Origin of the sequence: Reinekea sp. (assembly GCF_046710285.1) — a bacterium.
Lineage (GTDB): Bacteria > Pseudomonadota > Gammaproteobacteria > Pseudomonadales > Natronospirillaceae > Reinekea.
The window spans coordinates 33,478-60,404 of record NZ_JBKEGY010000007.1; the positions used below are offsets into that span (position 1 = coordinate 33,478).

The window sequence follows — 26,927 nt, forward strand, 5'->3', positions numbered from 1 at the left end:
CGATTGGGACATTATCAAAAAAGCCAAAAAGTAAGCTAAGTCGGCGGATTTCCCTTGAATGGGAATCTGAGCCATGGATGGCGAAGTTTAACGTTGCAAGGATGCACTTGAGCGACCATTCAAGGGAAGTCCGCCGACTTAGCGCAGAGTGCCTCGTTACTACATTAAACCCGAGACACAAAAAAGCCGGCTTAGAGCCGGCTTTTTTAAAGAATGAACAACTAACTTAGTTGCTGCCTTCTTCTAGTTTAGCTTTGATCAGGTCGCCGATTGTTGTTGGGCCAGCAGCTTCTACTGCTTTTTCCTTCAACTCTTTAACAGCGCTCTTCTCTTCTTCTACGTCTTTCGCTTTGATAGACAAGCTAATTACGCGGTTCTTACGGTCGATGCTAACAATCTTAGCTTCAACTGCATCGCCTACGTTTAATACGTTGCTTGCATCTTCAACTTTATCGCGTGAAATTTCAGAAGCTTTCAACGTACCTTCAATATCTTCTTCTAAAGTAATGATCGCTGCTTTAGCGGTTACTTCTTTAACGATACCGTTAACGATGGTGCCTTTGTCATTTTCAGCTGCGTAAGCTGCGAATGGGTCCATATCTAGCTGCTTGATACCTAGAGAGATACGCTCGCGCTCTGGATCGATAGAAAGGATCGTTGTTTCCAACTCTTCGCCTTTCTTGTACTTACGTACAGCTTCTTCACCAGACTCGTTCCAGCTGATGTCAGACAAGTGAACCAAACCGTCGATGCCGCCTTCAAGACCGATGAAGATACCGAAGTCAGTGATAGACTTGATCTTGCCAGATACTTTGTCGTTCTTGTTGAAACGGTTACCGAAATCTTCCCAAGGGTTAACAACAGTCTGTTTAATACCCAAAGAAATACGACGACGCTCTTCGTCGATATCAAGAACCATTACACCAATTTCGTCGCCAACTTGAACAACTTTAGATGGGTGAATGTTCTTGTTAGTCCAATCCATTTCAGAAACGTGGACTAAACCTTCAACGCCTTCTTCTAACTCAGCAAAACAGCCGTAATCAGTAAGGTTTGTTACACGTGCAGTAACAACAGCGTCTTCAGGGTAACGCGCCTTGATTTCTACCCATGGATCTTCACCCAATTGCTTAAGGCCTAGAGATACACGGTTACGCTCACGGTCAAACTTTAATACTTTAACGTCAATTTCATCGCCAACCTGAACAATTTCACTTGGGTGTTTAATACGCTTCCAAGCCATGTCAGTGATGTGCAATAGGCCATCTACGCCACCTAGGTCAACGAAAGCACCGTAATCAGTTAGGTTCTTAACGATACCCTTAACTTCTTGGCCTTCTTGTAGGTTTTCAAGCAATTCTTCACGCTCAGCGCTGTTGCTTGCTTCTAGGACGGCACGACGAGAAACAACTACGTTGTTACGACGTTGGTCTAGTTTAATCACTTTAAATTCAAGCTCTTTACCTTCCAAGTGCAAAGTGTCACGCACTGGACGGATATCAACCAAAGAACCTGGAAGGAATGCACGAACAGATTTAACGTCAACGGTGAAACCACCCTTAACCTTACCGTTAATGATACCTGTAACGACTTCTTTCGCTTCGTATGCTTCTTCTAGCTCAGACCAAGCTTCAGCACGCTTCGCTTTTTCACGAGAAAGCTTAGTATCACCAAAACCATCTTCAACAGCTTCAAGTGCAACTTTAACTTCATCGCCAAGGGCAACTTCAAGTTCGCCCGCTTCATTCAAAAATTGAACACGTGGGATAACGCCTTCAGACTTAAGGCCTGCGTGAACAGTAACCCAGTCAGAATCGATGTCTACAACAACACCGGTAACAATAGAGCCTGGCTCCATTTCGATCGTTAATAAGCTTTCTTCAAAGAGGTCAGCAAAAGATTCAGTCATGTATTTTAAGTTCCTAAACTATAAACGCCGCAAATTAAATTATTTACGACACTTTTCCGCATTCCAGCTAACACGGTCTATTAATGATACTCAAACGTTCGAAATTGCTGGTCTTAACGACGTTTGAGGCCAGTTAAAGTGCCTTTTTCCGTAATGAAAAGTGGGCAAATCATCTGATTTCAGGGTGGCGTATTATACGGAAGAAAAGCAAAAACCCAAGCCTTTTGGTGACTTTTAACGGGTTTTTTCGCTTTTTTTGGATATCTTTCTTGAATAAGTGCTTTTGAGCTAAAAAATAGGCCTTTTTGACCAATTTAACCGCACTACGACATTAAGCCTCGCGCTTTGGCTTCTTGCTCAATAAAACGCACAACCGCCTCGATAGGCATTTCAGTGGTATCGAGCTCAATTGCGTCTTCTGCAGGGACTAAAGGTGCTGTTTTTCGATTCATGTCGCGCTCATCACGCTCTTCGATGTCGGCTTTCACCTGTTCGAAATCGGCATTGACGCCGCTAGCCAGTAATTGTGCGACACGACGACGCGCTCGCTCATCTGACGTTGCCGTCATAAATATTTTTAACTCTGCCTGCGTGAAGACAACGGTACCCATATCCCGGCCATCAGCAACCAAACCTGGCATTACTGCAAACGCACGCTGGCGCTTTAACAAGGCGTCACGGACGCGGCTAAATGCGGCGACCTTCGATGCATTGGAACCCACTTTTTCACTGCGGATAGATTCGGTAACGTCATCGTTTTCGAGCATAATAACCGTACGACCATCATTTTGCAGAAAAGACACATCGAGGTGCTCAGCAACAACGGCCAAACCAGACTCATTAGTCATATCAATAGCGTGGTTCATCGCTGCCAAGGCGGTTAACCGATACAGAGCACCTGAGTCTAAAAATTGCCAACCTAAGCGTTCGGCCAAAAGCGTACTTACGGTGCCTTTACCCGCCCCACCTGGGCCGTCAAGCGTTATGACTGGTGCTTCTACTTGCATGGTACTTCCTCGTTATTATGGGGTGTAATCTGTGATAGCAGAAAAGGAAACCCCTTTTTCGCGCTGCTCGAGTACTTGGGTAAAGTAATCACGGGCTGATTTTGAGCGATGGAAAACAGTTTTTAATAGTTCACCATCGGATGTTTCAATTGCGTGTTCGAGCATTGCTAAATCGGACTGGAACTTTCGTAAAATTTTAAGTGTTGCATCTTGATTGGTCAAAAACACATCATGCCACATAGTCGGATCTGACGCGGCAATGCGCGTAAAGTCTCGGAAACCACCGGCAGCATAACGGAAAATTTCTCTATTATCAGATTCTCTAGCCAAGGTATCAACTAAAGAAAATGCCAATAAATGAGGCAAATGACTGGTGGCGGCCAATACTTCATCGTGACGTTCGACATCCATGGTCACAACATCTGCGCCAACAGAGCTCCAAAGCTGAGTAAGTAAATCGACAGCCGCTGGGCTGCTTTGCGGCAAGGGCGTTAAAATGTGCAAGTGCTTGTCGAACAGTTCTACGTTTGCTGCGCCAACACCACTTTTTTCTGCCCCGGCTATCGGATGGCCGGGCACAAAATAAGCGGGTAATTCACCGAGAACTTCTTCTACCTGTTTAACGACTGCGCCTTTAACACTGCCGACATCGGTAAGTACTTTAACGGTTGGCAGTAGATGGTTAATATTGGTTAATACCGAGGCTATCGCTTTTACGGGCACCGCCATAACGATCACATCAACTTCTTTTAAATTCGCCAAATTTTCGACAACTTCGTCGATAACCCCAAAAGTCAAAGCCACCTCAGGCACGTTAGACTGCTGATCAGAACCGTAAACAAAAGCGGTACCGGCATGCCTTAACGCTTTACCTAACGATGCGCCTATTAGCCCTAAACCTATAATTAATACGCTTGGTTTTGAATCCAACACTTATAAAACGCCCTTCGGATATGAACCTAGCACTTTCACATCGACGGCGGTTTCTCGAATTGCATTGATCACTTTAATGGTTGCTTCGTCGTCACAGTGGCCTGAGAAATCAATAAAAAACACATACGTCCAGTTGCCGGTCATTGACGGTCTTGTTTCTAGACGGGTCATATCAACACCAAACTCATTAAACGGTTTCAACAAGTGGTACAGCGCGCCTGGCTCGTTACGCATTGAGACTACGAGTGAGGTTTTATCTTCGCTTGAAGGCCCAACTTGCTCAGAACCAATGATTAAGAAACGGGTTGAGTTATCGGGTGAATCTTCAATTTTTGACTCAACGATTTCTAGATCATAAAGACTGGCGGCCAGCTCGCCAGCAATGGCGGCGGAGTTCCATTCACCCTGCACTCGCTTAGCCGCTTCAGCGTTACTATTAACGGCAATGCGCTCGGCGTGAGGCATGTGCGCGTCTAACCACTTTCGGCACTGGGCTAAGCTCTGCTGATGACTGTATATGCGTGAAATTTTATCGCGTTTGGTATTTGGACCCGCCAATAAATGATGGTGAATACGCAATTCAACTTCGCCACATATTTTAATATTCGAGGTAATAAAGGTATCTAAAGTATGGTTTACAATGCCTTCACTGGAGTTCTCTACTGGCACTACACCGTAGTTACAGGCACCGGCTTCAACCTCGCGAAACACTTCATCAATCGCAGGTAATGGCTTGGTTTTGACCCACTGACCGAAATGTTTCAAGGCGGCTTGCTGGGTAAAAGTACCTTCAGGACCCAAATAAGCTACTTCCATCGGCTTTTCTAAGGCTAAACAAGCAGACATGATTTCTCGAAACAGTTTCGCCATATCTTCATTGCCTAGCGGCCCTGGGTTGCGCTTCATGACACTGGTTAATACCTGTGCTTCACGCTCTGGACGATAAAATACGGCGCTGGTGCCTGATGCCTTCATTTTGACTTCGGCTACTTGCATGGCGCAATTGGCTCGCCTTGAGATAAGTGCCAGTATTTCAGTATCTAGCTGATCGATTTCTTTTCGAAGCTGCTGTAAGGCGGATTCGTCGGCTTGGCTTAGAGATTCAGGTGTGTCTGACATAAGAGTTCTCAGCAATTAAAATAGGGTCACGAATCAGTATTGTTGGTGAAGTTGGCGCTTGGTTCAATGCCCGATATTTGCAACTTAGCATTGCACTAGGTTGCATAATGTTCAAAGCAGCTAGAAAGCGCAATAAAATGGGCTTAGTGATCACTCGCTAAACCCATTTACATCAACTTAATATCAGTCTTCGCTTTCTTCGCTCGCGTCGTCTTCACTGGCTAAATCTTCGTTACCAGACTCATCGGCAGATGCCGCTGGAGCTTCAGTCAACGCTTCACCATCGATATCAGTCATTGGCAAGTCGATTTCTTCAGGCTCTTCAATACGTTCAATACTGACGAGCTCTTCATCTTCAGCCACTCGAATTAAGCGAACACCTTGAGTGTTACGGCCTAGAATCGAGATTTGGTCCACACCGGTTCGAACCAGCGTGCCCTTGTTACTGATCAACATGACTTCATCACCATCAAAGACCTGCTTAGCACCGACTAATGCGCCGTTACGCTCGCTGGTCACCATGGCGATAACACCTTTAGTGCCACGACCTTTCGTTGGGAACTCTTCAACACTGGTTCGTTTACCGTAACCCCGTTTTGAAGCAGTCAATACGGTACCGTTTTCTTCTGGCACAATTAACGAGATAACTTGCTGGCCGTCTTCTAAAGAGATACCTCGAACACCACGAGCGGTTCTGCCCATTGCACGAACTTTCTCTTCTTTAAAGCGAACAACTTTACCGGCATCTGAAAGCAACATGACTTCACGCTCGCCGTCAGTTAAAGCAACACCAACAAGGTGATCGCCTTCATCTAATGACAATGCAATTAGACCACTGGTACGAGGACGCGAGAATGAATCTAGTGAAGTTTTCTTCACCGTACCGCTTGCCGTCGCCATGAAAATAAAGTGATCGGCATCGTACTCACGTATCGGCAGAATTGCGGTAACGCGCTCATCGGCACCTAACGGTAATAAGTTGATCATCGGTCGGCCTTTCGCCGCTCGACTGGCTTGCGGTATTTCAAACACTCGCAACCAATACACTTTACCAAAGTTAGAGAAGCACAAAATAGTTGCATGCGTACTGGTCACCAAAAGATGCTCAATAAAGTCTTCATCTTTGAGGGCAGACGCTGAACGGCCTTTGCCGCCGCGCTTTTGCGCTTCGTACTCAGTTAAACGCTGTGTTTTCGCGTAACCGGCATGAGAGATTGTCACCACCATGTCTTCTTCGGTGATTAAATCTTCCATTGAAAGGTCTAAACGAGAGGTTAAAATTTCTGTTTTACGCTCATCACCAAAGTCAGCTTTGACTTGCTCTAGCTCTTCACGAATAATTTCCATCAAACGCTCATAGCTGTTCAAAATACGTAAAAACTCACCAATATCGTCGATGATCGCTTTATATTCACCGATGAGCTTATCGTGCTCTAAGCCAGTCAGCTTTTGTAAACGCATATCTAGAATTTGCTGAGCTTGCTCTGGAGATAAGTTATAGCGCTCATCATGCACGCCATATTGCTCTTCAAGCTCTTCAGGACGACAAACATCTGATCCTGCGCGCTCTAACATGGCAGAAACATCACCTAAGGCCCAGCTACGCGCCAACATGCGCTCTTTAGCTTCAGCACCGGTGGCCGAACCACGAATTAGCTCAATCATTTCATCGATATTGGCCAATGAAATCGCCAAGCCTTCTAAAATGTGACCACGTTGACGTGCTTTACGCAAATCATAGATAGTACGACGCGTAACAACTTCACGACGGTGACGTACAAACGCATCTAATAACTGTTTAAGGTTTAGTACCTTTGGCTGACCATCGACCAGTGCCACGGTGTTAATACCGAAAACGGTTTCTAGTTGAGTTTGAGCATAAAGGTTATTAAGCAGTACATCGCCAGACTCACCTCGCTTTAAGTCTATCGCGATACGAAGGCCGTCTTTATCGGACTCGTCTCTGAGTTCGGCAATGCCTTCAATTTTCTTTTCTTTAACCAGCTCGGCGATTTTTTCAATGAGTCGAGCTTTGTTAACTTGATACGGTATTTCATTAACGATAATGCTTTCGCGACCGGTCTTTTCATCGACGATCACATCGGCTTTAGCGCGCATATAAATACGGCCACGACCTGTTCGATAAGCTTCGACTATTCCTTTACGGCCATTAATATAGGCGCCTGTCGGGAAATCGGGGCCTGGGATGTATTCCATTAGGCCGTCAATATCGATATCTGGGTTATCAATTAGCGCTAAGGCACCATCAACGACCTCATTAAGGTTGTGTGGCGGTATGTTCGTTGCCATACCGACCGCAATACCTGAGGAGCCGTTAACCAGCAAATTGGGAATTCGTGTCGGTAGAACATCTGGGATAAGTTCGGTGCCGTCGTAGTTCTCGACATAATCAACCGTTTCTTTTTCAAGGTCGGCTAATAATGAGTGCGCCAACTTCTCCATACGAATTTCGGTGTAACGCATGGCAGCCGCTGAGTCACCATCGATAGAACCAAAGTTACCTTGACCATCAACCAGTGTGTAACGCATTGAAAACGGCTGCGCCATACGAACGATGGTGTCATATACGGCTGAATCACCATGAGGGTGATACTTACCAATAACGTCACCCACAACACGAGCTGACTTTTTATAGGCTTTGTTCCAATCGTTATTCAGCACATTCATAGCGAATAAAACACGCCTATGAACAGGCTTGAGGCCATCACGAACATCAGGCAATGCGCGCCCAACAATAACGCTCATGGCGTAATCTAAGTATGATTGTTTTAATTCTTCTTCAATGTTTATATGAAGAATTTCTTTGGCTAATTCACCCATGCTAATTCGCTATCCTTCTTATCGAGTGTGCAGGCATTTCCTGCGCGCTACTTTCTGATGACGCTAACTACTCACGAAAGGCGAAATCATACCACAAATCAATGAGATAGACAGTTTCAGAGAATATATTAATAGCATCTCTTTGAACCTCGTCTACACTACAGAAAAAGGCACTTTGAATAGAGGCATTTATATGCGGCCACTTGTGGCGGTGGTCATCCCCACCTTTTCGCAAACTATTGAACAGCGTATTGCACTTGGCATATCTGAAGCTTTTTCTGAGGTCGATGTAGACGTGCTTTTTGCCCCCGTCGGTTACTTCCCCAAACCTCTTTTATGGCATGACAGCGGACTTCAGCCGCACCGTGATATTATTGCCCTCAACCCAACTCTGGTTATTTTTTATTCAGGTGGGCTAACCTACAAAACCACTGCTGAAGTGTCAGAGCGCGTTTTGGCTGAATACGAAGGCATTCCCTGCATTCACATGGGCGTAAAAATTGGTGACGCCCCTGCTGTACAGGTCAATAACTACCAAGGTATGAAAGACCTTATCGACTCAGTGCTACTAAAACGCACAAATCCTAGCGTTGTTTTTATTAACGGCCCCTCTGAAAATAGTGAAAGTCAGATGCGCCAAAAGGCCTTATTCGATGTTTATCGTGAAAAAGGCCTCGATACCGAGAGAATTATCGTTTTAGACAGTAATTTCACCTCAGTACATGCCCAGCACACACTTAGGGAGTATTGGTTACAAGCACAAACCAAACCTAACCTCATCATTTGCGCAAACGACTTAATGGCCAAAGGTGCGCTAGATTGCCTTACCGAACTCAATGTGAAATGCCCTGAACACTGCTGGATAACTGGCTTTGATGATTTTGAATACGCCCAATTCATGAAACCTGGGCTGACCACTGTTCACTACCCTGCACAAGACATGGGGCTGCGCACCGGTCGCATGGCGCTAAAAATGATCAATGGTGAAGACGTTAACGATATCATTGTAAGCACCATTCCAAAATTTAGAGGCTCTACCGGACATACGTCTAGCGACTCAAACCACATGCGTGAAAGACTGATGGATTTATGGCAATTCATCCAAGAAAGGGATGCTACCGCGCGTAAATTTGCCGTTGTTCGCCAGATTCATGGCCAGCAAGACGCTGACATCATCTTAGATGAAATTGATTTTGAACTGGATGCTTTGTCTATTGATGAAATGATAATTTTTAAACGTGATTGGCATGGCTCTCGAAATGTCTCAATTATTCAAAAGAAACAAAATGTCGAGTTTGGGAAAAAAGACCTATCTAAACACTATTGGATATTCTGCCCACTCGAAACCCAACATAATAATTATGGCTACGCACTGACCCGTTGTGACAAGCACTCTGCTGAGTTAGTTGAGTTTTTCTGCCCGCAAATTTCAGAAATCCATCACCGTCAAGTGATAGAAAAAAAGAATAATCAACTAAGAACACAAAATGAATTATCTGAACGCATGGCGTCACTGGGCAGATTAGTGGCGGGAGTAGCACATGAGGTCAATACGCCCGTTGGCTCTGGAAAACTTGCTGCATCATCACTGCTTAACGATATTCAGCACCTCAAAAACAAGCTCCAAAACAACCAAATAACTCGCAGTGATTTTGATCGTTTCTTACTCGAAACTGAAGAGCACGCCCAACTCATATACAACAGCCTTGATCGGGCAGCTGGCCTTATATCCAATTTTAAACTGGTCTCTGTGGATCAGTCGGTTGAATCCACGCGACACATACTGTTGAGTGAATATGTAAACTTAGTGGTCAGCAGCCTTCGACATGAGTTCAAGAGCACGACCATTGTCATTGAGACTGATTTAGACCCCGAAATTAGCACCGAGACATACCCTGGCATTGTGGCCCAGCTGTTAACAAACGTACTGCTGAATTCTAAAATGCATGGCTTCGATAACGGCAAGGCCAGTGGCACTATAAAGATATCACTCGCTAAAGACCCTACAGGTTTTGTATTAGAGATCAGCGATAACGGCACCGGTGCAACCCAAGAAACTATTGAGAGTATATTTGAACCTTTTTATACCACTGCTCGTTCAAAAGGCGGCAGTGGTCTTGGCATGTACATCGTATTTAATATTGCCAGCCAAAAGCTCAAGTGGGATATAGATATTCAGAGCGAACTTAACGATGGCTTCTGCATCAGCTTTCGACCAAAAAAAGAATCATTCGCTTAATCCGGCCATTTTTTTTATCATAGTCAACATTGACTCATCAGACAGGATTACTTCATGCAATCAGTAGACACTCTTATCCACGCCAGCTGGATTATCACCGTTAACGCTAATCGAGATGTATTGACCGATCACAGTTTGGCCATAAAGGCGGGCGAAATTGTGGCCATATTGCCAAAATCTGACGCTATAACGGCCTATCAAGCTACAGAAACCGTTGATTTGACGGGCCAAGCCATCATGCCAGGCTTTGTCAACACGCACGGACACGCAGCTATGGTTTTATTCCGTGGCATGGCCGATGACTTAGCCTTACAAACCTGGCTAAATGATCATATATGGCCTGCCGAAGGCACTTGGGTCAGCCATGAAATGGTTGGCGACGGTACGGAACTCGCTGCAGCTGAAATGATTCGTTGTGGCACTACAGCTTTTTCAGATAACTACTTTTTCCCAGATGCCGCCGCGGAGCGTGTTGTTAAAGCCGGCTTACGTGCGCAATTGTGCTTCCCAACCATCGACTTCCCAACCGCCTGGGCAAAAACACCTGACGAGCACATCGATCTCGGTGTAGCGGTTATGGAGCAGTACAAAGGCCACAGCCACATCAAAGTAAACTTCGGCCCTCATGCGCCCTACTCTTGCTCTGATGAACCACTATTACGCATTAAAGAGCTGGCAGAAAAATACGACGTTGGCATTCAAATGCACGTACATGAAACTCAGGGCGAAGTTGATGATGAGCACGCTCGCCGTGGTCAACGCCCAATTAGACGCCTAAAAGAATTAGGCTTGTTAAGCCCAAGATTCCAAGCCGTTCACATGACTGCGCTAAGCGATGAAGATATTCAAGACATTGTCGAAACCGGTGCTCATGTCATGCATTGCCCTGAATCTAACCTAAAGCTTGCCAGTGGTTTTTGCCCTGTCGATAAACTTCAAAAAGCGGGCGTTAATGTGGCTCTTGGCACCGATGGCGCCGCCAGCAACAACGATTTAGACATGCTCAGTGAGATGCGTACCGCGGCTATGTTAGCCAAGGCTGTTAGCTCAAACGCTGTCGCTCTACCTGCTGCAGAAGCTATCGCAATGGCGACCATCAACGGTGCTAAAGCCTTAGGATGGGATGCAGAAATCGGCAGCCTTGAAGTTGGTAAACGTGCAGACATAACCTCTATTGCACTGGATGATTTAGAATCTCAGCCGATCTTCGAGCCAATGTCACATATTGTGTATGCCAGCTCACGCGATCAAATCAAAAACGTATGGGTTGACGGTAAGCAATTACTTAAAGATCGTCAGCTAACCACCTTGGATCAAGCCGCTATTATTGCAAACGCAAAACAGTGGCAAGCTAAAATCAAAGGTTAATTGCCTGCCTTAAATCAGTAAAGTACAGCTTGTTCATCGTATTCACCTTAAAGGCGATGAACAAGTACTGTGAACCGCCATCATTTCACGTCATAATAGCTGCTAAACAAACTATAAAACTCGCAAGGAGTATTGTGTGGCTGCGAATGTTGATCCGGCTGAATTAGCCAAATTTGAAGGGCTTGCCAGCCGTTGGTGGGACCCAGACTCTGAGTTTAAACCTCTACACGATCTCAACCCAATTCGAATGAACTACATCGACCAGCAAGTTAATGTCGCTGGACTGGATGTTGTCGATATTGGCTGTGGGGGTGGCATTCTTTCGGAAACGCTAGCAAAACGCGGCGGTAAAGTTTTAGGCATCGACATGACAGACGCCCCACTCAAGGTCGCTCAACTACACGCACTTGAAAGCGGGCTAACAAACCTAACTTACCAACAAAGTACCGCTGAAGCGTTAGCAGAAGCACGTCCAGGTCAATTCGATGTCGTTACCTGCATGGAAATGCTCGAACATGTCCCAGACCCTTCATCAGTAATTACTGCGATTGCTAAATTACTCAAGCCAGGCGGCACGGCTATTTTCTCAACCATTAACCGCAACCCTAAAGCTTGGTTAATGGCCATTGTTGGCGCTGAATATGTCTTGAGCTTAGTTCCGAAGGGCACGCACGAATACAAAAAACTGCTTAAACCATCCGAGCTTGCCCGAGGCGCTCGCCAAGCACAGCTGAAGGTAATTGGTTTTAAAGGCACCAGCTATAACCCTTTTACTAAAGATTTTAATTTAACCGATGATGTCTCAGTTAATTATATGATGACGACTAAAAAGCCGCTCAGCCAATAGGACGATTGCTTGATGAATATGCCAACCAAAGAACAAGTCACACAGGCGCAAGCAAAGAATGTGTTATCGGGTAAAACCATCTTAGTGACCGGCGCAAGTGCGGGCATTGGTAAAGCCGCAGCAATAGACTTTGCACGCCATGGCGCCAATGTGATTTTGCTCGCTCGCCGGCAGGAGAACCTAGAAGAAGTTTATGATCTTATCGAAGCGGAAACAAAGACACAGCCTATCATTTTCCCCTACGATCTTAATGTTCTTTCTTTAGAGGTCGCAAAAGAAATGGCTTTTGCCATTGAGCAAGAGTTTGGCGGACTCGATGGCATACTCCATAACGCGTCACTACTGGGCAGTAAAATGGCTATTGGCCAATACCCCGAAAATGAATGGAATGACGTTATCAATGTCAACCTAAACAGTGCTTTTTTGTTAACACAAGCAATGTTGCCACTCATAGAGGCGTCTACGCATGGCCGCTTAGTGTTTACAACATCAAGTGTTGGTCGACAAGGTCGAGCTTACTGGGGGGCATACGGTGTATCAAAGTTTGCGACTGAAGGGCTAATGCAAACCTTAGCCGCCGAACTTGGCAACCAAAGCAATGTACGTACTTTTGCGATCAACCCTGGCGGCACTCGCACTCAAATGCGTGCCAGCGCCTACCCAGGTGAACATCCTGAATCAGTACCTACTCCTGAAAGCCACATGCCCTTATATCGCTATTTATTTTCTGAGCAAGCACAAGGCATCAATGGCCTTTCTATAGACGCGGCTAACTACCTAAGTTAAACCCCTTCTCCATCAATAAACTAACGCTAATGAGCACTGTGATAATAGCGTTAGTTTATTGTCACTTTAAAAAAACAAATGACAATTTCCCGACTAAAAAGCGGTAACTGCGGTTAGACACTGCCGTTTTCTAACACTAATCGGCCGATACAAAACTCTCAACCCATTGATTTTATTAGATTTTTTAATATTGGCACAAATATCGCTGTAAGCTCCAATAAGATTAATTGTTTACTGGTGAATGCGATGGCCAACAGTTTTACGCAGCATAGTTTTGGAACCAATGTTAAGAACCCTCCATTCCCTATGGACGTCACATCAATTACGATTGATACCTTAACGCCTGAACGGTTAAAAGACTTTCGCTTGCATCTGTTTAGCCACCTTCAAACATCACTTGAAGTTGAGCAGCTCATTAGTATTTTTCATCGTCATTTAAAGCAACTTATTCCGGTATCTGGGATTGAGTTTATCCATGGCGACAAGATGATCGACATCACCATCGGCCAAGTGCGTAAACACCGTTGCAATTATCAATTGTCGATGAGTCAACAGAATTATGGCGATATTACTTTTACTCGCGGTAAGCGCTTTTCTGAAAAAGAATTATCTGTGATTGAATCGATCATGGACGTCATCATTTTCCCATTACGCAATGCACTGAAGTATCGTGATGCCTTAGCCACCGCTATGATTGATCCCCTAACGGGCCTCAATAATCGCGGTGCCATGTCTATTAGCTTAACTCGAGAACTTGAACGAACACGCCGTCACGAAGACCAAGACATGAGCTTAGTGATGGTCGATATAGATCACTTCAAAAAAGTAAATGACCGCTACGGCCACCTAGCTGGTGACGATGTATTACGCCAAGTAGCTCAAGTCATTCAACAGTCTATTCGCGGTTCAGATGCTTGTTTTCGCTTTGGTGGTGAAGAGTTTGTTGTGCTTATTACCAATACACACTTAGCACATTCGAGAATGGTTTCTGAACGCATTCGAGAAGCCATTGAGGCAAACGTTCGACTACCCGATAAAGACTTAAAAGTGACGGCCAGTTTAGGGTTGGCTCATTACAATGGCGAGTCTGATTGGCCAGCTTTATTAGAGCGTGCCGACAAAGCGCTTTATGCAGCAAAAAACCAAGGGCGAAATTGCGTTGTAACATCACTAGTGAAGCAACCAACCTCACTATGTATTTGAATTGTATTGAAATTTGTTTTAATTACTTAGCCACACACCTTGATAGGGTGCCAGAGATAGATAGCCATTTATATTTTCAATAGCCTTCCCGGCTATTAAATCGGTCCAGTCTTGACTCTGAATCAAATTAAGCTCTGACAGCGCAACTGTTCGATCTACATCCGTTATATTATAAATACAAAAAATGCTTTGTTTACGATCCTTACTTTGTCGCCAAAACCCAAACAGGTTAGAGCCTAATTGCAGAGTAAACTGAGTAGCATTTGGATGAAATGCCTTCTGTTTAGATCGAATTTTCAGCAATCGAGTTAATCCATTAAAAACTTTACTATGATGTGAATGCGGCTCAGCTAACCTTTCAAGCAACTCGGCTTCATTCCAGCGATGACGATTTATAGATCTATTTCTACTTGTATTTTCAACACGTAGATAATCATTTTGAGTGCCGAGTAAACTATGAATATACACCCCTGGAATTCCCTCTAAAGAAAACATTATGGCGTGGGCGCACAAGTATCTATGTAATTGCCATTTATCAGGGCCTTTATGAGTTCCTTGCAATGCATCGAACAAAGCTATATTTATTTCATAAGGCGTAGAAGAGCCATCGGCATTTGCTCGCATAGAAATTAGCCCGCCGAACCGTTTCATCGTTCCTATCAGCTGATTTAACTCAGTATCACTCAACAAACCTTCAACAGGTCTTAGACCAATTCCGTCATGTGAAGCTATAAAATTAAAATAAGCAGTACCCTCTTGAGAGGGTGGCATAGACATGAGCCACTGTTTCAAATAACTACAATCACCATTGACCAACGTATTTACTAACAACGGCGGTAGCGAAAAATTATAGATACAATGAGCTTCATTGGCATTACCAAAATAAGATAAGTTCTGTTGTGTTGGTATATTAGTTTCAGTAATTATGACCGCATCTGGACTGGCATGTTCTATGATAGTCCTAAGTAATCGAATGACTTCATGCGTTTGCTTAAGATTAATACAATCAGTCCCCTCTTGCTTCCATAGAAACGCAACCGCATCTAATCTAAAAATTGAAATTCCCTTATCCAAATACAATCTAATTATTTTTACAAACTCTAAAAGCACATCTGGATTTGAAAAATCAAAATCGACTTGATCATGACTAAAGGTACACCACACGTATTTTACACCGGCTTCCGTCTCGGTTTCACGCAACAAATCATTTGTACGGGGGCGTACAACTTTACTTAAGTCATTATCAGGGTCTGAGGTTTTAAAATAACGATTACCTGGCGGCTTATTTTTCAAAAATTGATCAAACCATACACTTCGACTAGAGCAATGATTGATAACCAAATCGGCCATTACCTTATAACGCTCAGACAAGGATGATATATGCTCCCAACCTCCGAGTGATTCGTTTACGGAAACATAATTTATGACCGAAAATCCGTCATCTGAGCTATAAGGATAAAAAGGCAGTACATGCACACTGCTAAACGAATCTTTCACTCGCGTATTTAAAAACCGGTTAAGCGTCTCAAGCGGTGGTTCAAGAGTTTTTTTATCGTTTGATTGTTCAATGCTGTCACCGTAGGTTATTAGTATCGAATCTTTTTCGGACCAATTGTTTGAGTACGGCTCTGGCGCGACTTCAAGGCCTTCAAGCCTCATTGCAGCTAGTACTTTTTCACCTAAGCATTGCAATGAATACTGTATCTCAATTCCACCATATATGACGCTAAGTTGGTGGTTAATTATATTCGTTAACGCACTTTCAGAAACCATAAAGACACTCTCATTATCGTTCTAGTGAATTTAGCCATTCTTCATGGTCAGCTTCAACCGCCTCGACTAAGCGATCATATACATTGGGCATAGCACTCACGACGCGATTCCATGATGGTATAAATGGACTCTCCATAGGTGCATCTAAAAACTTTTGCCCTGCAAGCATGATATTTTGAGCAAACATTTCAACGGCTTTCTCTTCTGCATGCACATCCAAGGTTAACCCGTTCATAATTGCGTCATTGTGGTAGGTCTCCACAAAATCGAGTGCTATACGGTAATAGCTTGCTTTAATTGATCGAAAGGTCTCAGTATTAAAAATAACACCATAGGTCGCCAACTTACGAAATAGTGATTTTGTAATATCAATGGACATTTTAGACAGCCCAGCATTAGCATCATCAAGAGAAATATCTTGATGCTTATGATCATATACTTTTGCTATATCTACTTGGCATAATCGATTGTTGGCATAGTTACGATGCATTTCAGATAGCACACCAATTTCGAGCCCCCAGTCACTTGGAATTCTTATATCGTTAAGGACATCCTTACGAAACGAAAACTCCCCTGCCAAGGGATAGCGAAAACTATCCATAAACTCGATATACTCTAGATCACCTAAAACCCGCTTTAACGAGCGAAGTAAAGGTGTCACTAATAGTCTCGATACGCGTCCATTTATTTTTCCGTCGGCTACTCTGGCATAAAACCCTTTACAAAACTCATAATTAAACTGCGGATGTGCTACTGGATACATTAGCCGAGCAAGCAAACCACGATCATAAGTAACGATATCGCAATCGTGCAACCCGATTGATTCAGATTTCCCTGTCGCCAACATATAACCCATACAGTACCAAACATTTCTACCTTTACCTTTTTCTTTCGGTGCCACATCCAACGCTTGCAGCTCCGCATCTAATGCTTTCAAACGCGGGCCGTCATTCCAAAGCAACCGAAAGTCTTGAGGTAGTTTTTTGAAGAATTCTTGCGCTTTGTAGTACTCATCTTTAGAGGCTCGATCTAACCCAATCACAATTTGTGAGAGGTATGGTACTTTTACTAACTCATTTACAATATCAGGCAATGCGGTTCCTTCTAACTCAGAGTACAGTGATGGAAGGATAAGGCCCATAGGGCGAAATCGAGAGAAATGCAATAATTCATATTCTAAATCTTCAATTGTTCTCTCGGACAAATTATGTAACGTCGTTACAATTCCACTTTGATGAAAATCTGCCATAATAATCCCTATCTCTTTTTGAGTTTTTATATGTTTTTAAAATCAATTCAAGCTATAAACTTTTGAATTGCTTCCGACCACCCTGCCGGACCATAGTGACTTGTTCGATAAGCCGCCGTTGAAGCCAAATTAGGATAACCATGGGATTTAGATCGAATCAAAACTGGAGTATCCGCTAGCTCCAGCATTGAAATGTCATTATCCCCGTCGCCTAGAACCATTACATTTGGTTTATCGGTAGTTAATGAACTATAGAACTTTATAAACCATTGAACTGCCAAGCCCTTATTTGTACCTTTTAATAAATGAACAAAGCGTCCCCCACGGACCACTTTTAGACCCTGACTTTCCATGGTCTGTTGAAAAGACCTGTATAATTCGTTAGAACCAAACCAATAAATTGGATCTGAAAATTCGCGTTGCTGGGCCTTTATAGCCGCGGGAGTAGATAACCCAGTCAGTTCTGATATTTGCTCTGTTGTCAGATAAGAAAACGGAGTGCAAGCTTTTCCAAATCGCTCAATAACGCTCTTAGATATAGACTGCCAATACGCATATTTCGGCCCAAGGGGATAAATCATATAATCGTCTTTTGAAACTAGATCCCCTTCTAACTCTAGCCATGGATAGCCAAGAGTAGAAGTTAGAGTACTTTTAGGAAAATATATTGCGGCACCATTTTCAACAATAAAAGGATAATCTAGATCTAACGAACTTCGTAACTCATCAACTTCAGCGAATGTTTTACTGGTCACGATTACAACTGGAATTTTTTTATCTTTTAATAGGCACAATGAATCGGATGCGGCATCAAAGCTATAGCTATCGTGATCTAGTAAAGTGCCGTCTAAATCAGTGAAAACAATCCAGCTCATAATGTTGACTTTGTATGAACTGAGACAATGGCTCTTTGGTCATCTAAATAGAATATATCGTCCGCAATATCAGGAATTTTTAACAAACCATGGTCGGTAATACGTTGGTAATGTGCAATAAATCGTTCTATTTGATCTTCTGACATAATTCCAGATTTTATTGCCTCTCCTTTACTGCTCAGCCTTAATTTGTCCTCTTGCTCTAATCGCCATTTTTTTACAACATGAAACCCCGGTGCTTTTAACATAACGAGCCGATCGAGTTTACTAAATAGTGATTGCTCGTAGCTTTTTAGTGCTCGATTCGAATAGGACCGCCAGTGACTATCTTCATCTTCTGTTGCTTCTAATGAATTGACGGGTGAAACTAAATCTTCAGATTTTTGGCTTGGACAGCCAATACACCAACCCTCCAAAATAATTATATTTACATTGAAGTTAACATTCTGCCAAAGATGTTTCGGTGCACGGTCGTCTTTCGATTTTAAAAACACAGGAATGGAATAAGGCGGGTTTTGATTCAGCAATGAATCTATTGTTTGGATGAGCAAATCGAGATCATGTGTACCTGGGACGCCGCGGGTCACCAAAAGGGGATGTTCCGTTTGTGCGAGTTTCTGACGTTCTGATTTCTTCAAATAGAAATCATCAATTGACAAGCCGATAGCTGGACAATTTTTAATTTGATTCAAATACGCCACCAAAAAACTGGTTAGCGTAGATTTACCTGAACCTTGACTGCCGTTAACTCCGATGATTATAGGACGATTCATCTTGTTAGAATGAGCATGTAATTTATTCACTAAAGGAATAAAATATGCTCTTGCTATACGTTCATAGCTAGTAGGCAACTGCTGCTCTTCTAAGAATATTTTAAAAAATTGCTCTTGAGTCACGTAAATGCACTTTATTCAGAACCTAAAGTATAACTAGCATAATACGTACCACTATTACGATCTTTTTTACTTCTAAAACAGCGCATCTTTGTTTAAATCTTGGTTTATTTTGGTGCCACCGATAATCCATTGCATCAAAAAAGTGCACAAGATCGATGATAATGGTTAAAACTATCATTTAAACAAAAAAAAGAGCCAATTGGCTCTTTTTTTTTATTACAAAACTTACTGATCTAACCACAATTGGTAGCCTTGACCAGCAGTCGCTGGTGAAGTTGCTGTATCTACACGCCATTGGCGCAATAAATAGCTTCTTAACGCTGCTCGACAAGTCATTTTTAATACCCCGCCTCGCATGCCATATTCACGCTCTACTGCTTTCGGATGCGCCAAAGAAGGATGCGGTTTCAAATTTAGTTCAATAATTTGATTCCACAAAACATCGGCGTCTTTCTGCTCATCTACTGTTGGCTCATCATTACAATCTTGAACATCGGTAATGCGGTTAATTACGAAATCTTCAAACCGCTCAGCACCGCGATTGTAGGCGCGCAGACTCCAACGATTGCCTGAGTCTATGAGAGAATGAGGTACGATTGTCGAAACTTTTTCACCAACTTCTTCACTGTAGTAGTTAACAGTTAACGACTTCTCTTTATGAATTGCTCGCGTTATAGCCGCTAATGTAGGGATAAAAGGTAATGGCGCTTGCGACGGTGCCTCAGAGGATATCTCTGGGAATTTCGGCCCTGCATAGTCATCACCAAAGCCATGAGTTAACGCGGTTAAAACTTGAGTGCCGGTATAAGCAAACAACGGAACAAAGCTCGGTTGTGGAACATAAGATTTAATACCGTAGTCATATACAACGTTATTAGGAACTAACTTTTTATATAACGCTATGTCTCTTGATGCAGATGACTCTTTTAAGCCAAATCGTAATTGTAAGTCACTGCGGTTTGCGTGACCTAAAAAGTACAAACGAAACTCCAAATAGAAGAGACGTTCCTGCTGAGGTTGGCTTTGATCTTCTAGCCGTGGTTCAGCCTTATTATCCATCTTTTTTCTCACCCTATTTTGAATGACTAACACTTTAAAGTTGACGCTGAGAAGTGTCAAACACCTTTCAAACGCTGTAGATATACTTTAAAGTCGACACTATTCAGAATGAATACCTATATAACTCGGATTAGGTCTTCATAAACCCTTTTTGTATATTTTTCAGCCAAATTGAAACTGAAAGTCAGCTAAATATGGCACTTAGATGTTAAAAATGAAACTGTAAATAAAAATAAAAATAAAAAAACACTTGCCTAATTATAGACCATTATGATCTCTATATACTTTTGATAACCATTTTAATGTCACACTTTTGTATGAATTCAACGCCAAGTTGCCGAAAACTATCGTATTTTGAGGAATTTAAAGCAGTTTAGGTGGTGTTTTATAAATGCGACAATGGTTAGTAAATTACAAAGTGGAATGGTGATTTGTTTGCTCAATTTTAACTGAGTCTGGTAGCTGACACGCAATATCAACTGAGAGCTGATCGGTAAAAAAGAGGTCAATATATTTAAAGGTAGCGACCTTACACATTGCTTTAACCTGCCACTTCTCTTGACCGGCCAGCAACATTTTTGTGCGAGTATTGGAGATAATAGCCCTATTTGCTTCTGCTTCTCGAATATCGAAATCCATCAATCCATGCTCAGGATCTATACTGCCACAGCTTATAATTCCGAAATCTGAAAAGAACGAACTAAAAAAATTAGTAACCTCTGGGCCAACCACATCGTTATTTGCATGGCGATACTGCCCGCCAGAGACGATCACTTCAATGTCAGTATTACTAGATAGGGCCGACGCAACGGCAAGGCTATTGGTCAGTATTTTCAAAGAGCTGTGATTCAATAATGCGGTCGCAACGTGCACTATTGCAGGCCCACCGCCTAAACTGACGGAGGCACCATTGGGTATTTGATTGCTCACCTCTTTAGCCATTCGCTGCAAGACTAAGTCGTAATTTGAACCGTTCACTGCCGTTGAGTGGCTGGCAGCGGGTAAACTAACGCCACCGTATCGTCGGCGCAACAAACCTTGCTCGCACAGTAAATTGATATCACGGCGAATGGTCTGCGGTGTCACACCAAAACGATCAGAAATAGAGTCGACATCAACATGATGATCCTCTCTGACCCAGTCTAAAATGATGCTTTGCCGCTCTTTCGCACTCATGAAAGATTACACATTTGTGAAACGTTACCCTTAGGGAGATCGTCAGCAGGAGCCAATAAGCCCCCTAATGACACTATAATAAGTTAGTTTTACGCTAATACCAAAAAGTTCAACGCCCGAAGGCGCTGCTATAGTTTATATGACTTTTTTACGCAGTGCGCTGGTTATGGCTTCGCCAATTATAACTAAAAATACAATGCCTAATAGGATAGTCGCGACCGTCTGCCATGCGAAAGTATCAATAGACCCTTGTAACAGCACTCCAATACCACCGGCACCTACCAAGCCTAGCACCGTAGATTCTCGCACATTAATATCCCAGCGTAGAATAATAATGGCAAAGAACGCGGGCATGACCTGAGGCACGATGGCGTAGGCAACAACCTTAAGCTTCGAGGCACCGGTTGCTTGCATGGCTTCAACTGGCTTTTTATCGATCTCTTCAATGGCTTCACCCATTAGCTTGCCAATGAAACCAATTGAGCGAAACATAACCGCTAAAATACCCGCGAGCACGCCAGGACCGAATATAGCCACGAACAACAGTGCCCAAATAATCGTATTTACTGAACGACTCGACACTAGAATAAACCGGCCTATCCACAAGGTTACTTTATTAGGTGTCGTGTTTTGTGCGGCAATATAAGAGACCGGCAAGGCAATAAAGATAGTCAGCATTGTCGCCAAGGTTGCAATATGTACGGTCTCGACCATGGCATAAAAAATGGCTTTACCACTGCTAACATTCGGCGGCCACATTCGGGCACCTAAACTTTGTATTTGGTTCGGCGCGTCCCAAACCCAAGGCCAGAAAATATCAATATCACTGACTGCCCAAACCACGGCAATGAGCGTAATGAGATAAACAGCATAACGAATTAACTGTTCTTTTGGACTATAACGTGACCACACTCGTTCGAGTGATGCTGAAGTTTGGTCTACCATATTTTTTTCCTCACCCATCCGCTCACACCTTCGCTGACCAAAATAAGGCCGATGATTAACAGCAAAATAGCAAATGCAAAATCGTAGTCGTAACGCCCGAAGGCATTCATTAAGGTTCCACCAATACCACCGGCACCGACAATACCAACAACCGCCGAGGCACGTAAATTGCTGTCGAGTTGATACATAGATAACCCAATTTGACGTGGTAAAATTTGAGGGAACACACCATAGATTAACGTCTTTAAATAGCCAGCCCCCACAGAACGCATCGCCTCTACTTGACCCCAATCAATTTCTTCAATTTCTTCGGCTAATAATTTCGCAACGAAGCCAATTGAATAAAGCGTTAACGTTAGTACACCCGCTAAAGGACCAAAGCCTACCGCGGCTACAAATAAAATGGCGACAATAACCGGGTGGAAGCTACGTGACAAAATAATGATGCCACGGCCCACATAATAAACCGGCTTAGGTGCAATATTTTTTGCCGACATAACGGCAATAGGAATCGACAACAGCAAGCCGAGTAAAGTCGCCAAAAATGCAATTTGGAAGCTTTCGGTAAAGCCAGTTATTAACAAACTAGAACGCTGGAAGCTTGGCGGAAAAGCACCGCCGAATATTTTCCCTGCGCGAGGAATGCCTTCTGAAATACGAACCCAGTCAAAAGGTAAGGTTGCAAAGGCCCATACCAAATAAACCACTATTCCAATAAATAACCCATACCTCAACCAAGGGTTACTAATAAAATGAGGCTTCTTCCATGTTTGACTAGGTGCAAAGCTGGTATTTTCGGTCATATCGCGACCCCTGCTGAACTTGGTTCGTCAGTGCTATCTACCCCTTCTTCATCTGGAGATTCAATACCGCCATAAACTGCATCCAATGCATCTTGATTAAAATCTTTTGGGCCGCCATCAAAAATCATGTTGCCATGACGCATACCTACAATGCGATCGGTATACATTCGCGCTTGAGTCACGTTATGAATATTAATTAACACGGGTAACGACATTTCTTGCGCAAGCGATTGCAATAACGTCATAATTTGTTGTGACGTTTTTGGATCAAGAGACGCTGTTGGTTCATCTGCCAGTAGTATTTCTGGCTCCTGCATTAATGCTCGCACAACAGCGACACGCTGACGTTCACCTCCAGATAACTCATCGGCACGTTTGTTGGCATAATGTGCAATACCCACGCGATCCATTAATTTAAAGGCACGATCAATATCGGATTGCGGAAACTTGCGCGTAACAGCTTGAAACAAAGAGACATATCCTAAACGTCCAGACAGTACGTTTTCCATAACCGTTAAACGGTCAATTAGGTTGAAGCCTTGAAATACCATGCCTATCTTACGACGCGCATGCCTTAATTCAGAGCCGCGTAAGTTCACTAACTCTAAACCATTTAATTTGATTGAGCCCGATGAGGGTTCAACAAGTCGGTTAATACACCGTAACATGGTACTTTTGCCCGCACCCGATGCGCCAACAATAGAGACAACACTGCTACCCTCTACAACTAAATCTAGGTTTTTTAATACAGGTTCGTTTTTACCGTAACTTTTAACTAAATTTGAAATTTCTAACATTACTTACACTCCACCGAACGACTACTAAGGCAAACGACCGGCTCGGCATAGCTGAGGCGGTCGTTTTGAGTAAACCTAGTTACTGATTAAAGATTCTCTTGAGTGTATGTAACACCATTTGCACGTTGGATCGTTCGAATTACTTTCCAGTTTTCTTGGTAAGTAATTGGGATAAATGTTTCTACCCCTGCAAATTCTTCACCAAGAGCAGTACCGGCAAAGTCGAACGTATAAAACGCTTCACGAATTTTCTTAACTAGGTCCGGGTGTAGGTTATGTGCATAGTTATATGAGGTTGTTGGGAAACGATCTGACTCCCAAACTAAACGGACGTCACTTTCATCATAAAGACCACGCGCGGCCATACGCTCAACAACTTCAGATGCAACTGGTGCCGCATCATAATCTTTTGCAACAACGCCTAGCATTGACTGATCATGGCTGCCTGAGTAGACAATCTCATAATCTTCGCCAGGCGTTACACCCATTTCAGGGAACAAGGCGATGGGCGCTAAGTTACCCGAGTTAGAAGTAGGTGATGTATGAGCAATTCGCTTACCTTTAAGATCGGTCATCTCATAGATGTCACTGTCTTTATGCGTAAACACTTGAAGCGTGTAACCGAACTGACCTTTTGAAGAACCCATCAACGCGAAAGGAACTGCACCCGCAAGGTTTACAGCAAACGGCGTTGGACCGGTTGAGAATCCAGCAATATGCAAACGACCACTGCGCATAGCTTCTACCTGCGCTGCGTTAGACTGAACCGCGAAGAAACGAACTTTTTTGCCAGTTACATCTTGTAGGTGGTCAATGAACGGCTGCCAAATATCAGCATAAATAGCAGGATCTTCTACAGGCGTGTAAGCAAAAATCAACGTCTTAGGGTCTTGCCATTCAGACTGAGCGGTTGGAAGATCGGCTACTAAGTCACCATTTGCATCGCAATATTGCTTATCTAATACGCCACGTTCACAGTCTGCAAATGCAACACTGCCTAACCCTAAAAGGGCAGACATGAGGATCGCAGGCTTAGCAAAGGAATTGCGCAGAGACGGAATCGAAAATGAAAGTTTTTGCATTATTTCTCTCCAGCACGCGCTGAATAGCAAAGCCATTAAAATTAATGGTCACAGTGCTAATGAACAGCGCAGATTATTGTTTTTGTTGTCTTCGATGTTCTATCGAAAATACATCCTATCATCAAGTGAATATTAAAAAACAGCCGAATTTTATAATTAGCCGTTATTTTTTGAAGATATTTGTCATATTTTGTTCACTTAATATTCAATTTCGATGAATAGATCATATTTCCTGATCTTTTGATCATTTTTCGCCAACACTAAAATAGCAAAATGTTCGATTGAACATTCTATAGAAAGGTAATAAAAGTTTAGTGGCAGCTAACATAAAAATCTGACGTTACGGTTGCCAGCGCCATGCAAGTACAACAATTGAAATGGTAATTATTATTTCAATAGCCCCGTAGGCTAGATAATAGATCCACACCTCCCCGACTAAATTACTAATATTTACTAACGTAAAAAGCGCCCCCAACGAAATAGTCGAAATTTTAGTAATCTTCATTGAGAATAAAAAGGAACCCGCCACCATCAGTGCGGGTATAGCCAACATGGCAGCCGCAACGGCAATAGTAGTCTGAGAGGCTTCAAATGGCCCCATGAAGCCGTCGCGAATTTTATCAATCATGCCTGGGCGATATAGTGAAAATATGTCGGCATAGATATAAAGCAACATCAATGATGTCCAAAGCGCCGCTAATTTTATACGAATAAATATTGAATCTAAGGTAAGGCCACTCGCTTGAGAACTCGACATACTCTTGTCTCTTAAACTTAAAAATATAAGCCTAGCTTAATTTAGTTATTAAGAAACAAAGAAGGCCCGAGGCGGGCCTTTAATACCTTATGTCGTGGCAGTTATGGCTTTTTTAGCAAACATTTTCTGATTGATCATTAAGGCTAGGAGAATAATGGCTGCGCCAATGATTAGCCGAACAATGTCTGCTTCACGATTCCAAATAACAACGTTTACTAAAATTCCCGCCGGGATTAGCAAGTTGTTCATCACGGCCAATGCACCAACGTTAACCAAGGTAGCGCCTTTATTCCATGCGAAATAGCCTAGACCCGAAGCAACGATTCCAAGGTAGGTGAGAATAGCCCATTGCAGGTTTGTTTTCGGCAGCTTAGACATATCACCAAATATGAAGAACGATACTACCGCTACAATAAATGCACCGATAAAGAAAAAGCCAAATACCGTATGTTGCGATAGATTAGGTTCGTTAGCCATTACTCGCTTATAAAAGACTTGTCCGCTCGCAAAGCAAAGGTTGGCCGCCTGAACAATAAGGAAGCCGATGACAAAATCACTGCTAATGCCATCGTAACGAATGGCCACTGCACCTAAAATTGCAATCAACGCAGCAACAAAAAACCAGCCGTTAAAACGTTTCTCAAGGGCATCATTTAGTAGAGTGACAAACAGCGGTGTCATTACTGTAAACAATAGGACTTCCGGTACAGTTAAAAATAGGAACGATTGATAATAAAAGCCATACATTACACCTAATTGAATCGCACCTACTGCCATTAATTTAAACGCCAATGACTTTTTAATCGCGCCTAGTTTTAAAAACGGTAAAAACACAACCATCGCTAATGCGACACGCATTAAGACCGAAAACCAAGCATCGACCTGCCCTGCAAGGTAAACACCAATTAAACTAAAAGAGAACGCCCACAATAGAGTTGTGCCAAATAGGTAAATCAAAGTAAAACCTCATGTAAAATTAATACTGTTATCGCACGTTTGCTTGCCATGCCCAAACCCACAGCAGCGCTATAAATATTTCACAGTTTAAGCCGCGCTCAGCGGCCCATTGCTTGAAATTTCGGCCGCCATTAACCCATCCATGGGGGCTTGATTGAAACATCCATGTTTCAAACACCCGAATTCCAATCAATGGGCCGCTTCTAAACTATGGGACAGCAATGGCCTAAACTCTAAATTTAAGTTTAGAGCCAAGCCAGATAAATCTGGCTGTATGATAGCCCATATTTTAAATCAACCAACAGC

22 protein-coding genes are annotated in these 26,927 nt (G+C 43.1%); 5 read left to right on the forward strand and 17 right to left on the reverse strand.

The window, feature by feature from the left end:
• Window positions 1–226: 226 nt before the first annotated feature.
• From rpsA to gyrA, 5 genes are all read right to left on the reverse strand, one after another.
• Window positions 227–1,909, reverse strand: a complete 1,683-nt coding sequence (gene rpsA, locus ACI882_RS06805; protein ID WP_411744927.1) for a 30S ribosomal protein S1 — start codon at window positions 1,907–1,909, stop codon at window positions 227–229.
• Window positions 1,910–2,232: 323 nt separating this feature from the next.
• A complete protein-coding gene (cmk, locus tag ACI882_RS06810; protein ID WP_411744928.1) occupies window positions 2,233–2,916 on the reverse strand; it encodes a (d)CMP kinase in 684 nt (227 codons plus the stop codon).
• A 15-nt stretch (window positions 2,917–2,931) separates the two neighbouring features.
• Window positions 2,932–3,849, reverse strand: coding sequence for a prephenate dehydrogenase/arogenate dehydrogenase family protein (locus ACI882_RS06815; protein WP_411744929.1), 918 nt, complete (start codon window positions 3,847–3,849; stop codon window positions 2,932–2,934).
• Window positions 3,850–4,968 carry a prephenate dehydratase gene (pheA, locus tag ACI882_RS06820; protein ID WP_411744930.1) on the reverse strand — a complete coding sequence of 373 codons (1,119 nt, stop codon included), beginning with the start codon at window positions 4,966–4,968 and terminating at the stop codon, window positions 3,850–3,852.
• Window positions 4,969–5,151: 183 nt separating this feature from the next.
• Window positions 5,152–7,809: a DNA gyrase subunit A gene (gyrA, locus tag ACI882_RS06825; protein WP_411744931.1), complete on the reverse strand. Its 2,658-nt coding sequence runs from the start codon at window positions 7,807–7,809 to the stop codon at window positions 5,152–5,154.
• Window positions 7,810–8,002: 193 nt separating this feature from the next.
• Between gyrA and ACI882_RS06830 the strand changes: the two genes are divergently transcribed.
• The 5 genes from ACI882_RS06830 to ACI882_RS06850 all read left to right on the forward strand — a co-directional run bounded on the left by ACI882_RS06830 (window position 8,003) and on the right by ACI882_RS06850 (window position 14,252).
• On the forward strand, window positions 8,003–10,048 hold the full coding sequence (locus ACI882_RS06830; RefSeq protein WP_411746529.1) for a substrate-binding domain-containing protein: 2,046 nt from the start codon (window positions 8,003–8,005) through the stop codon (window positions 10,046–10,048).
• Window positions 10,049–10,102: 54 nt separating this feature from the next.
• Window positions 10,103–11,416: a TRZ/ATZ family hydrolase gene (locus ACI882_RS06835; protein ID WP_411744763.1), complete on the forward strand. Its 1,314-nt coding sequence runs from the start codon at window positions 10,103–10,105 to the stop codon at window positions 11,414–11,416.
• 136 nt (window positions 11,417–11,552) lie between these two features.
• The gene (gene ubiG, locus ACI882_RS06840) at window positions 11,553–12,263 is read left to right on the forward strand and encodes a bifunctional 2-polyprenyl-6-hydroxyphenol methylase/3-demethylubiquinol 3-O-methyltransferase UbiG (protein ID WP_411744764.1); all 711 of its coding nucleotides are present in this window, start codon (window positions 11,553–11,555) and stop codon (window positions 12,261–12,263) included.
• A gap of 12 nt (window positions 12,264–12,275) precedes the next feature.
• Window positions 12,276–13,049: a YciK family oxidoreductase gene (locus ACI882_RS06845; protein WP_411744765.1), complete on the forward strand. Its 774-nt coding sequence runs from the start codon at window positions 12,276–12,278 to the stop codon at window positions 13,047–13,049.
• 246 nt (window positions 13,050–13,295) lie between these two features.
• Complete coding sequence (locus tag ACI882_RS06850; protein WP_411744766.1) at window positions 13,296–14,252, forward strand: GGDEF domain-containing protein; 957 nt, start codon at window positions 13,296–13,298, stop codon at window positions 14,250–14,252.
• 18 nt (window positions 14,253–14,270) lie between these two features.
• Here ACI882_RS06850 and ACI882_RS06855 read toward each other — a convergent pair whose 3' ends face one another.
• The 12 genes from ACI882_RS06855 to ACI882_RS06910 form a co-directional block, all read right to left on the reverse strand.
• On the reverse strand, window positions 14,271–16,025 hold the full coding sequence (locus ACI882_RS06855; RefSeq protein ID WP_411744767.1) for a sugar phosphorylase: 1,755 nt from the start codon (window positions 16,023–16,025) through the stop codon (window positions 14,271–14,273).
• A 13-nt stretch (window positions 16,026–16,038) separates the two neighbouring features.
• Window positions 16,039–17,274, reverse strand: coding sequence for a glycosyl transferase (locus tag ACI882_RS06860; protein WP_411744768.1), 1,236 nt, complete (start codon window positions 17,272–17,274; stop codon window positions 16,039–16,041).
• Window positions 17,275–17,321: 47 nt separating this feature from the next.
• Window positions 17,322–18,149, reverse strand: a complete 828-nt coding sequence (locus ACI882_RS06865) for an HAD-IIB family hydrolase (RefSeq protein WP_411744769.1) — start codon at window positions 18,147–18,149, stop codon at window positions 17,322–17,324.
• Window positions 18,146–19,045, reverse strand: a complete 900-nt coding sequence (locus tag ACI882_RS06870; protein ID WP_411744770.1) for a hypothetical protein — start codon at window positions 19,043–19,045, stop codon at window positions 18,146–18,148. Before ACI882_RS06870 ends, ACI882_RS06865 begins: the two co-directional genes overlap by 4 nt.
• A gap of 225 nt (window positions 19,046–19,270) precedes the next feature.
• A complete protein-coding gene (locus ACI882_RS06875) occupies window positions 19,271–20,104 on the reverse strand; it encodes a WYL domain-containing protein (protein ID WP_411744771.1) in 834 nt (277 codons plus the stop codon).
• A gap of 411 nt (window positions 20,105–20,515) precedes the next feature.
• The gene (locus ACI882_RS06880; RefSeq protein WP_411744772.1) at window positions 20,516–21,280 is read right to left on the reverse strand and encodes a DeoR/GlpR family DNA-binding transcription regulator; all 765 of its coding nucleotides are present in this window, start codon (window positions 21,278–21,280) and stop codon (window positions 20,516–20,518) included.
• Between the two features lie 135 nt (window positions 21,281–21,415).
• Window positions 21,416–22,225 (reverse strand): phosphonate ABC transporter, permease protein PhnE, encoded by an 810-nt coding sequence (gene phnE, locus ACI882_RS06885; protein ID WP_411746528.1) that lies wholly within the window; start codon window positions 22,223–22,225, stop codon window positions 21,416–21,418.
• Entirely contained in the window at window positions 22,219–23,028 is an 810-nt protein-coding gene (gene phnE, locus ACI882_RS06890) for a phosphonate ABC transporter, permease protein PhnE (protein ID WP_411744816.1), read from the reverse strand. The genes phnE (ACI882_RS06885) and phnE (ACI882_RS06890) overlap by 7 nt, the downstream gene beginning before the upstream one ends.
• Window positions 23,025–23,825, reverse strand: coding sequence for a phosphonate ABC transporter ATP-binding protein (gene phnC / locus ACI882_RS06895; RefSeq protein ID WP_411744815.1), 801 nt, complete (start codon window positions 23,823–23,825; stop codon window positions 23,025–23,027). Before phnC ends, phnE (ACI882_RS06890) begins: the two co-directional genes overlap by 4 nt.
• Before the next feature lie 86 nt (window positions 23,826–23,911).
• A complete protein-coding gene (phnD, locus tag ACI882_RS06900; protein WP_411744818.1) occupies window positions 23,912–24,844 on the reverse strand; it encodes a phosphate/phosphite/phosphonate ABC transporter substrate-binding protein in 933 nt (310 codons plus the stop codon).
• Between the two features lie 403 nt (window positions 24,845–25,247).
• A complete protein-coding gene (locus ACI882_RS06905; protein WP_411744814.1) occupies window positions 25,248–25,664 on the reverse strand; it encodes a DUF6326 family protein in 417 nt (138 codons plus the stop codon).
• A gap of 87 nt (window positions 25,665–25,751) precedes the next feature.
• Entirely contained in the window at window positions 25,752–26,621 is an 870-nt protein-coding gene (locus ACI882_RS06910; protein ID WP_411744813.1) for a carboxylate/amino acid/amine transporter, read from the reverse strand.
• Window positions 26,622–26,927 lie beyond the last annotated feature (306 nt).

Excerpts from the sequence above, each read along its gene's own strand:
- rpsA (WP_411744927.1), bottom strand. The coding sequence starts at position 1,909 with ATGACTGAATCTTTTGCTGACCTCTTTGAAGAAAGCTTATTAACGATC.
- cmk (WP_411744928.1), bottom strand. The coding sequence starts at position 2,916 with ATGCAAGTAGAAGCACCAGTCATAACGCTTGACGGCCCAGGTGGGGCG.
- pheA (WP_411744930.1), bottom strand. The coding sequence starts at position 4,968 with ATGTCAGACACACCTGAATCTCTAAGCCAAGCCGACGAATCCGCCTTA.
- gyrA (WP_411744931.1), bottom strand. The coding sequence starts at position 7,809 with ATGGGTGAATTAGCCAAAGAAATTCTTCATATAAACATTGAAGAAGAA.
- ACI882_RS06830 (WP_411746529.1), top strand. The coding sequence starts at position 8,003 with ATGCGGCCACTTGTGGCGGTGGTCATCCCCACCTTTTCGCAAACTATT.
- ACI882_RS06835 (WP_411744763.1), top strand. The coding sequence starts at position 10,103 with ATGCAATCAGTAGACACTCTTATCCACGCCAGCTGGATTATCACCGTT.
- ACI882_RS06845 (WP_411744765.1), top strand. The coding sequence starts at position 12,276 with ATGAATATGCCAACCAAAGAACAAGTCACACAGGCGCAAGCAAAGAAT.
- ACI882_RS06850 (WP_411744766.1), top strand. The coding sequence starts at position 13,296 with ATGGCCAACAGTTTTACGCAGCATAGTTTTGGAACCAATGTTAAGAAC.
- ACI882_RS06855 (WP_411744767.1), bottom strand. The coding sequence starts at position 16,025 with ATGGTTTCTGAAAGTGCGTTAACGAATATAATTAACCACCAACTTAGC.
- ACI882_RS06860 (WP_411744768.1), bottom strand. The coding sequence starts at position 17,274 with ATGGCAGATTTTCATCAAAGTGGAATTGTAACGACGTTACATAATTTG.
- ACI882_RS06865 (WP_411744769.1), bottom strand. The coding sequence starts at position 18,149 with ATGAGCTGGATTGTTTTCACTGATTTAGACGGCACTTTACTAGATCAC.
- ACI882_RS06875 (WP_411744771.1), bottom strand. The coding sequence starts at position 20,104 with ATGGATAATAAGGCTGAACCACGGCTAGAAGATCAAAGCCAACCTCAG.
- ACI882_RS06880 (WP_411744772.1), bottom strand. The coding sequence starts at position 21,280 with ATGAGTGCGAAAGAGCGGCAAAGCATCATTTTAGACTGGGTCAGAGAG.
- phnE (WP_411746528.1), bottom strand. The coding sequence starts at position 22,225 with ATGGTAGACCAAACTTCAGCATCACTCGAACGAGTGTGGTCACGTTAT.
- phnE (WP_411744816.1), bottom strand. The coding sequence starts at position 23,028 with ATGACCGAAAATACCAGCTTTGCACCTAGTCAAACATGGAAGAAGCCT.
- phnC (WP_411744815.1), bottom strand. The coding sequence starts at position 23,825 with ATGTTAGAAATTTCAAATTTAGTTAAAAGTTACGGTAAAAACGAACCT.
- phnD (WP_411744818.1), bottom strand. The coding sequence starts at position 24,844 with ATGTCTGCCCTTTTAGGGTTAGGCAGTGTTGCATTTGCAGACTGTGAA.
- ACI882_RS06905 (WP_411744814.1), bottom strand. The coding sequence starts at position 25,664 with ATGTCGAGTTCTCAAGCGAGTGGCCTTACCTTAGATTCAATATTTATT.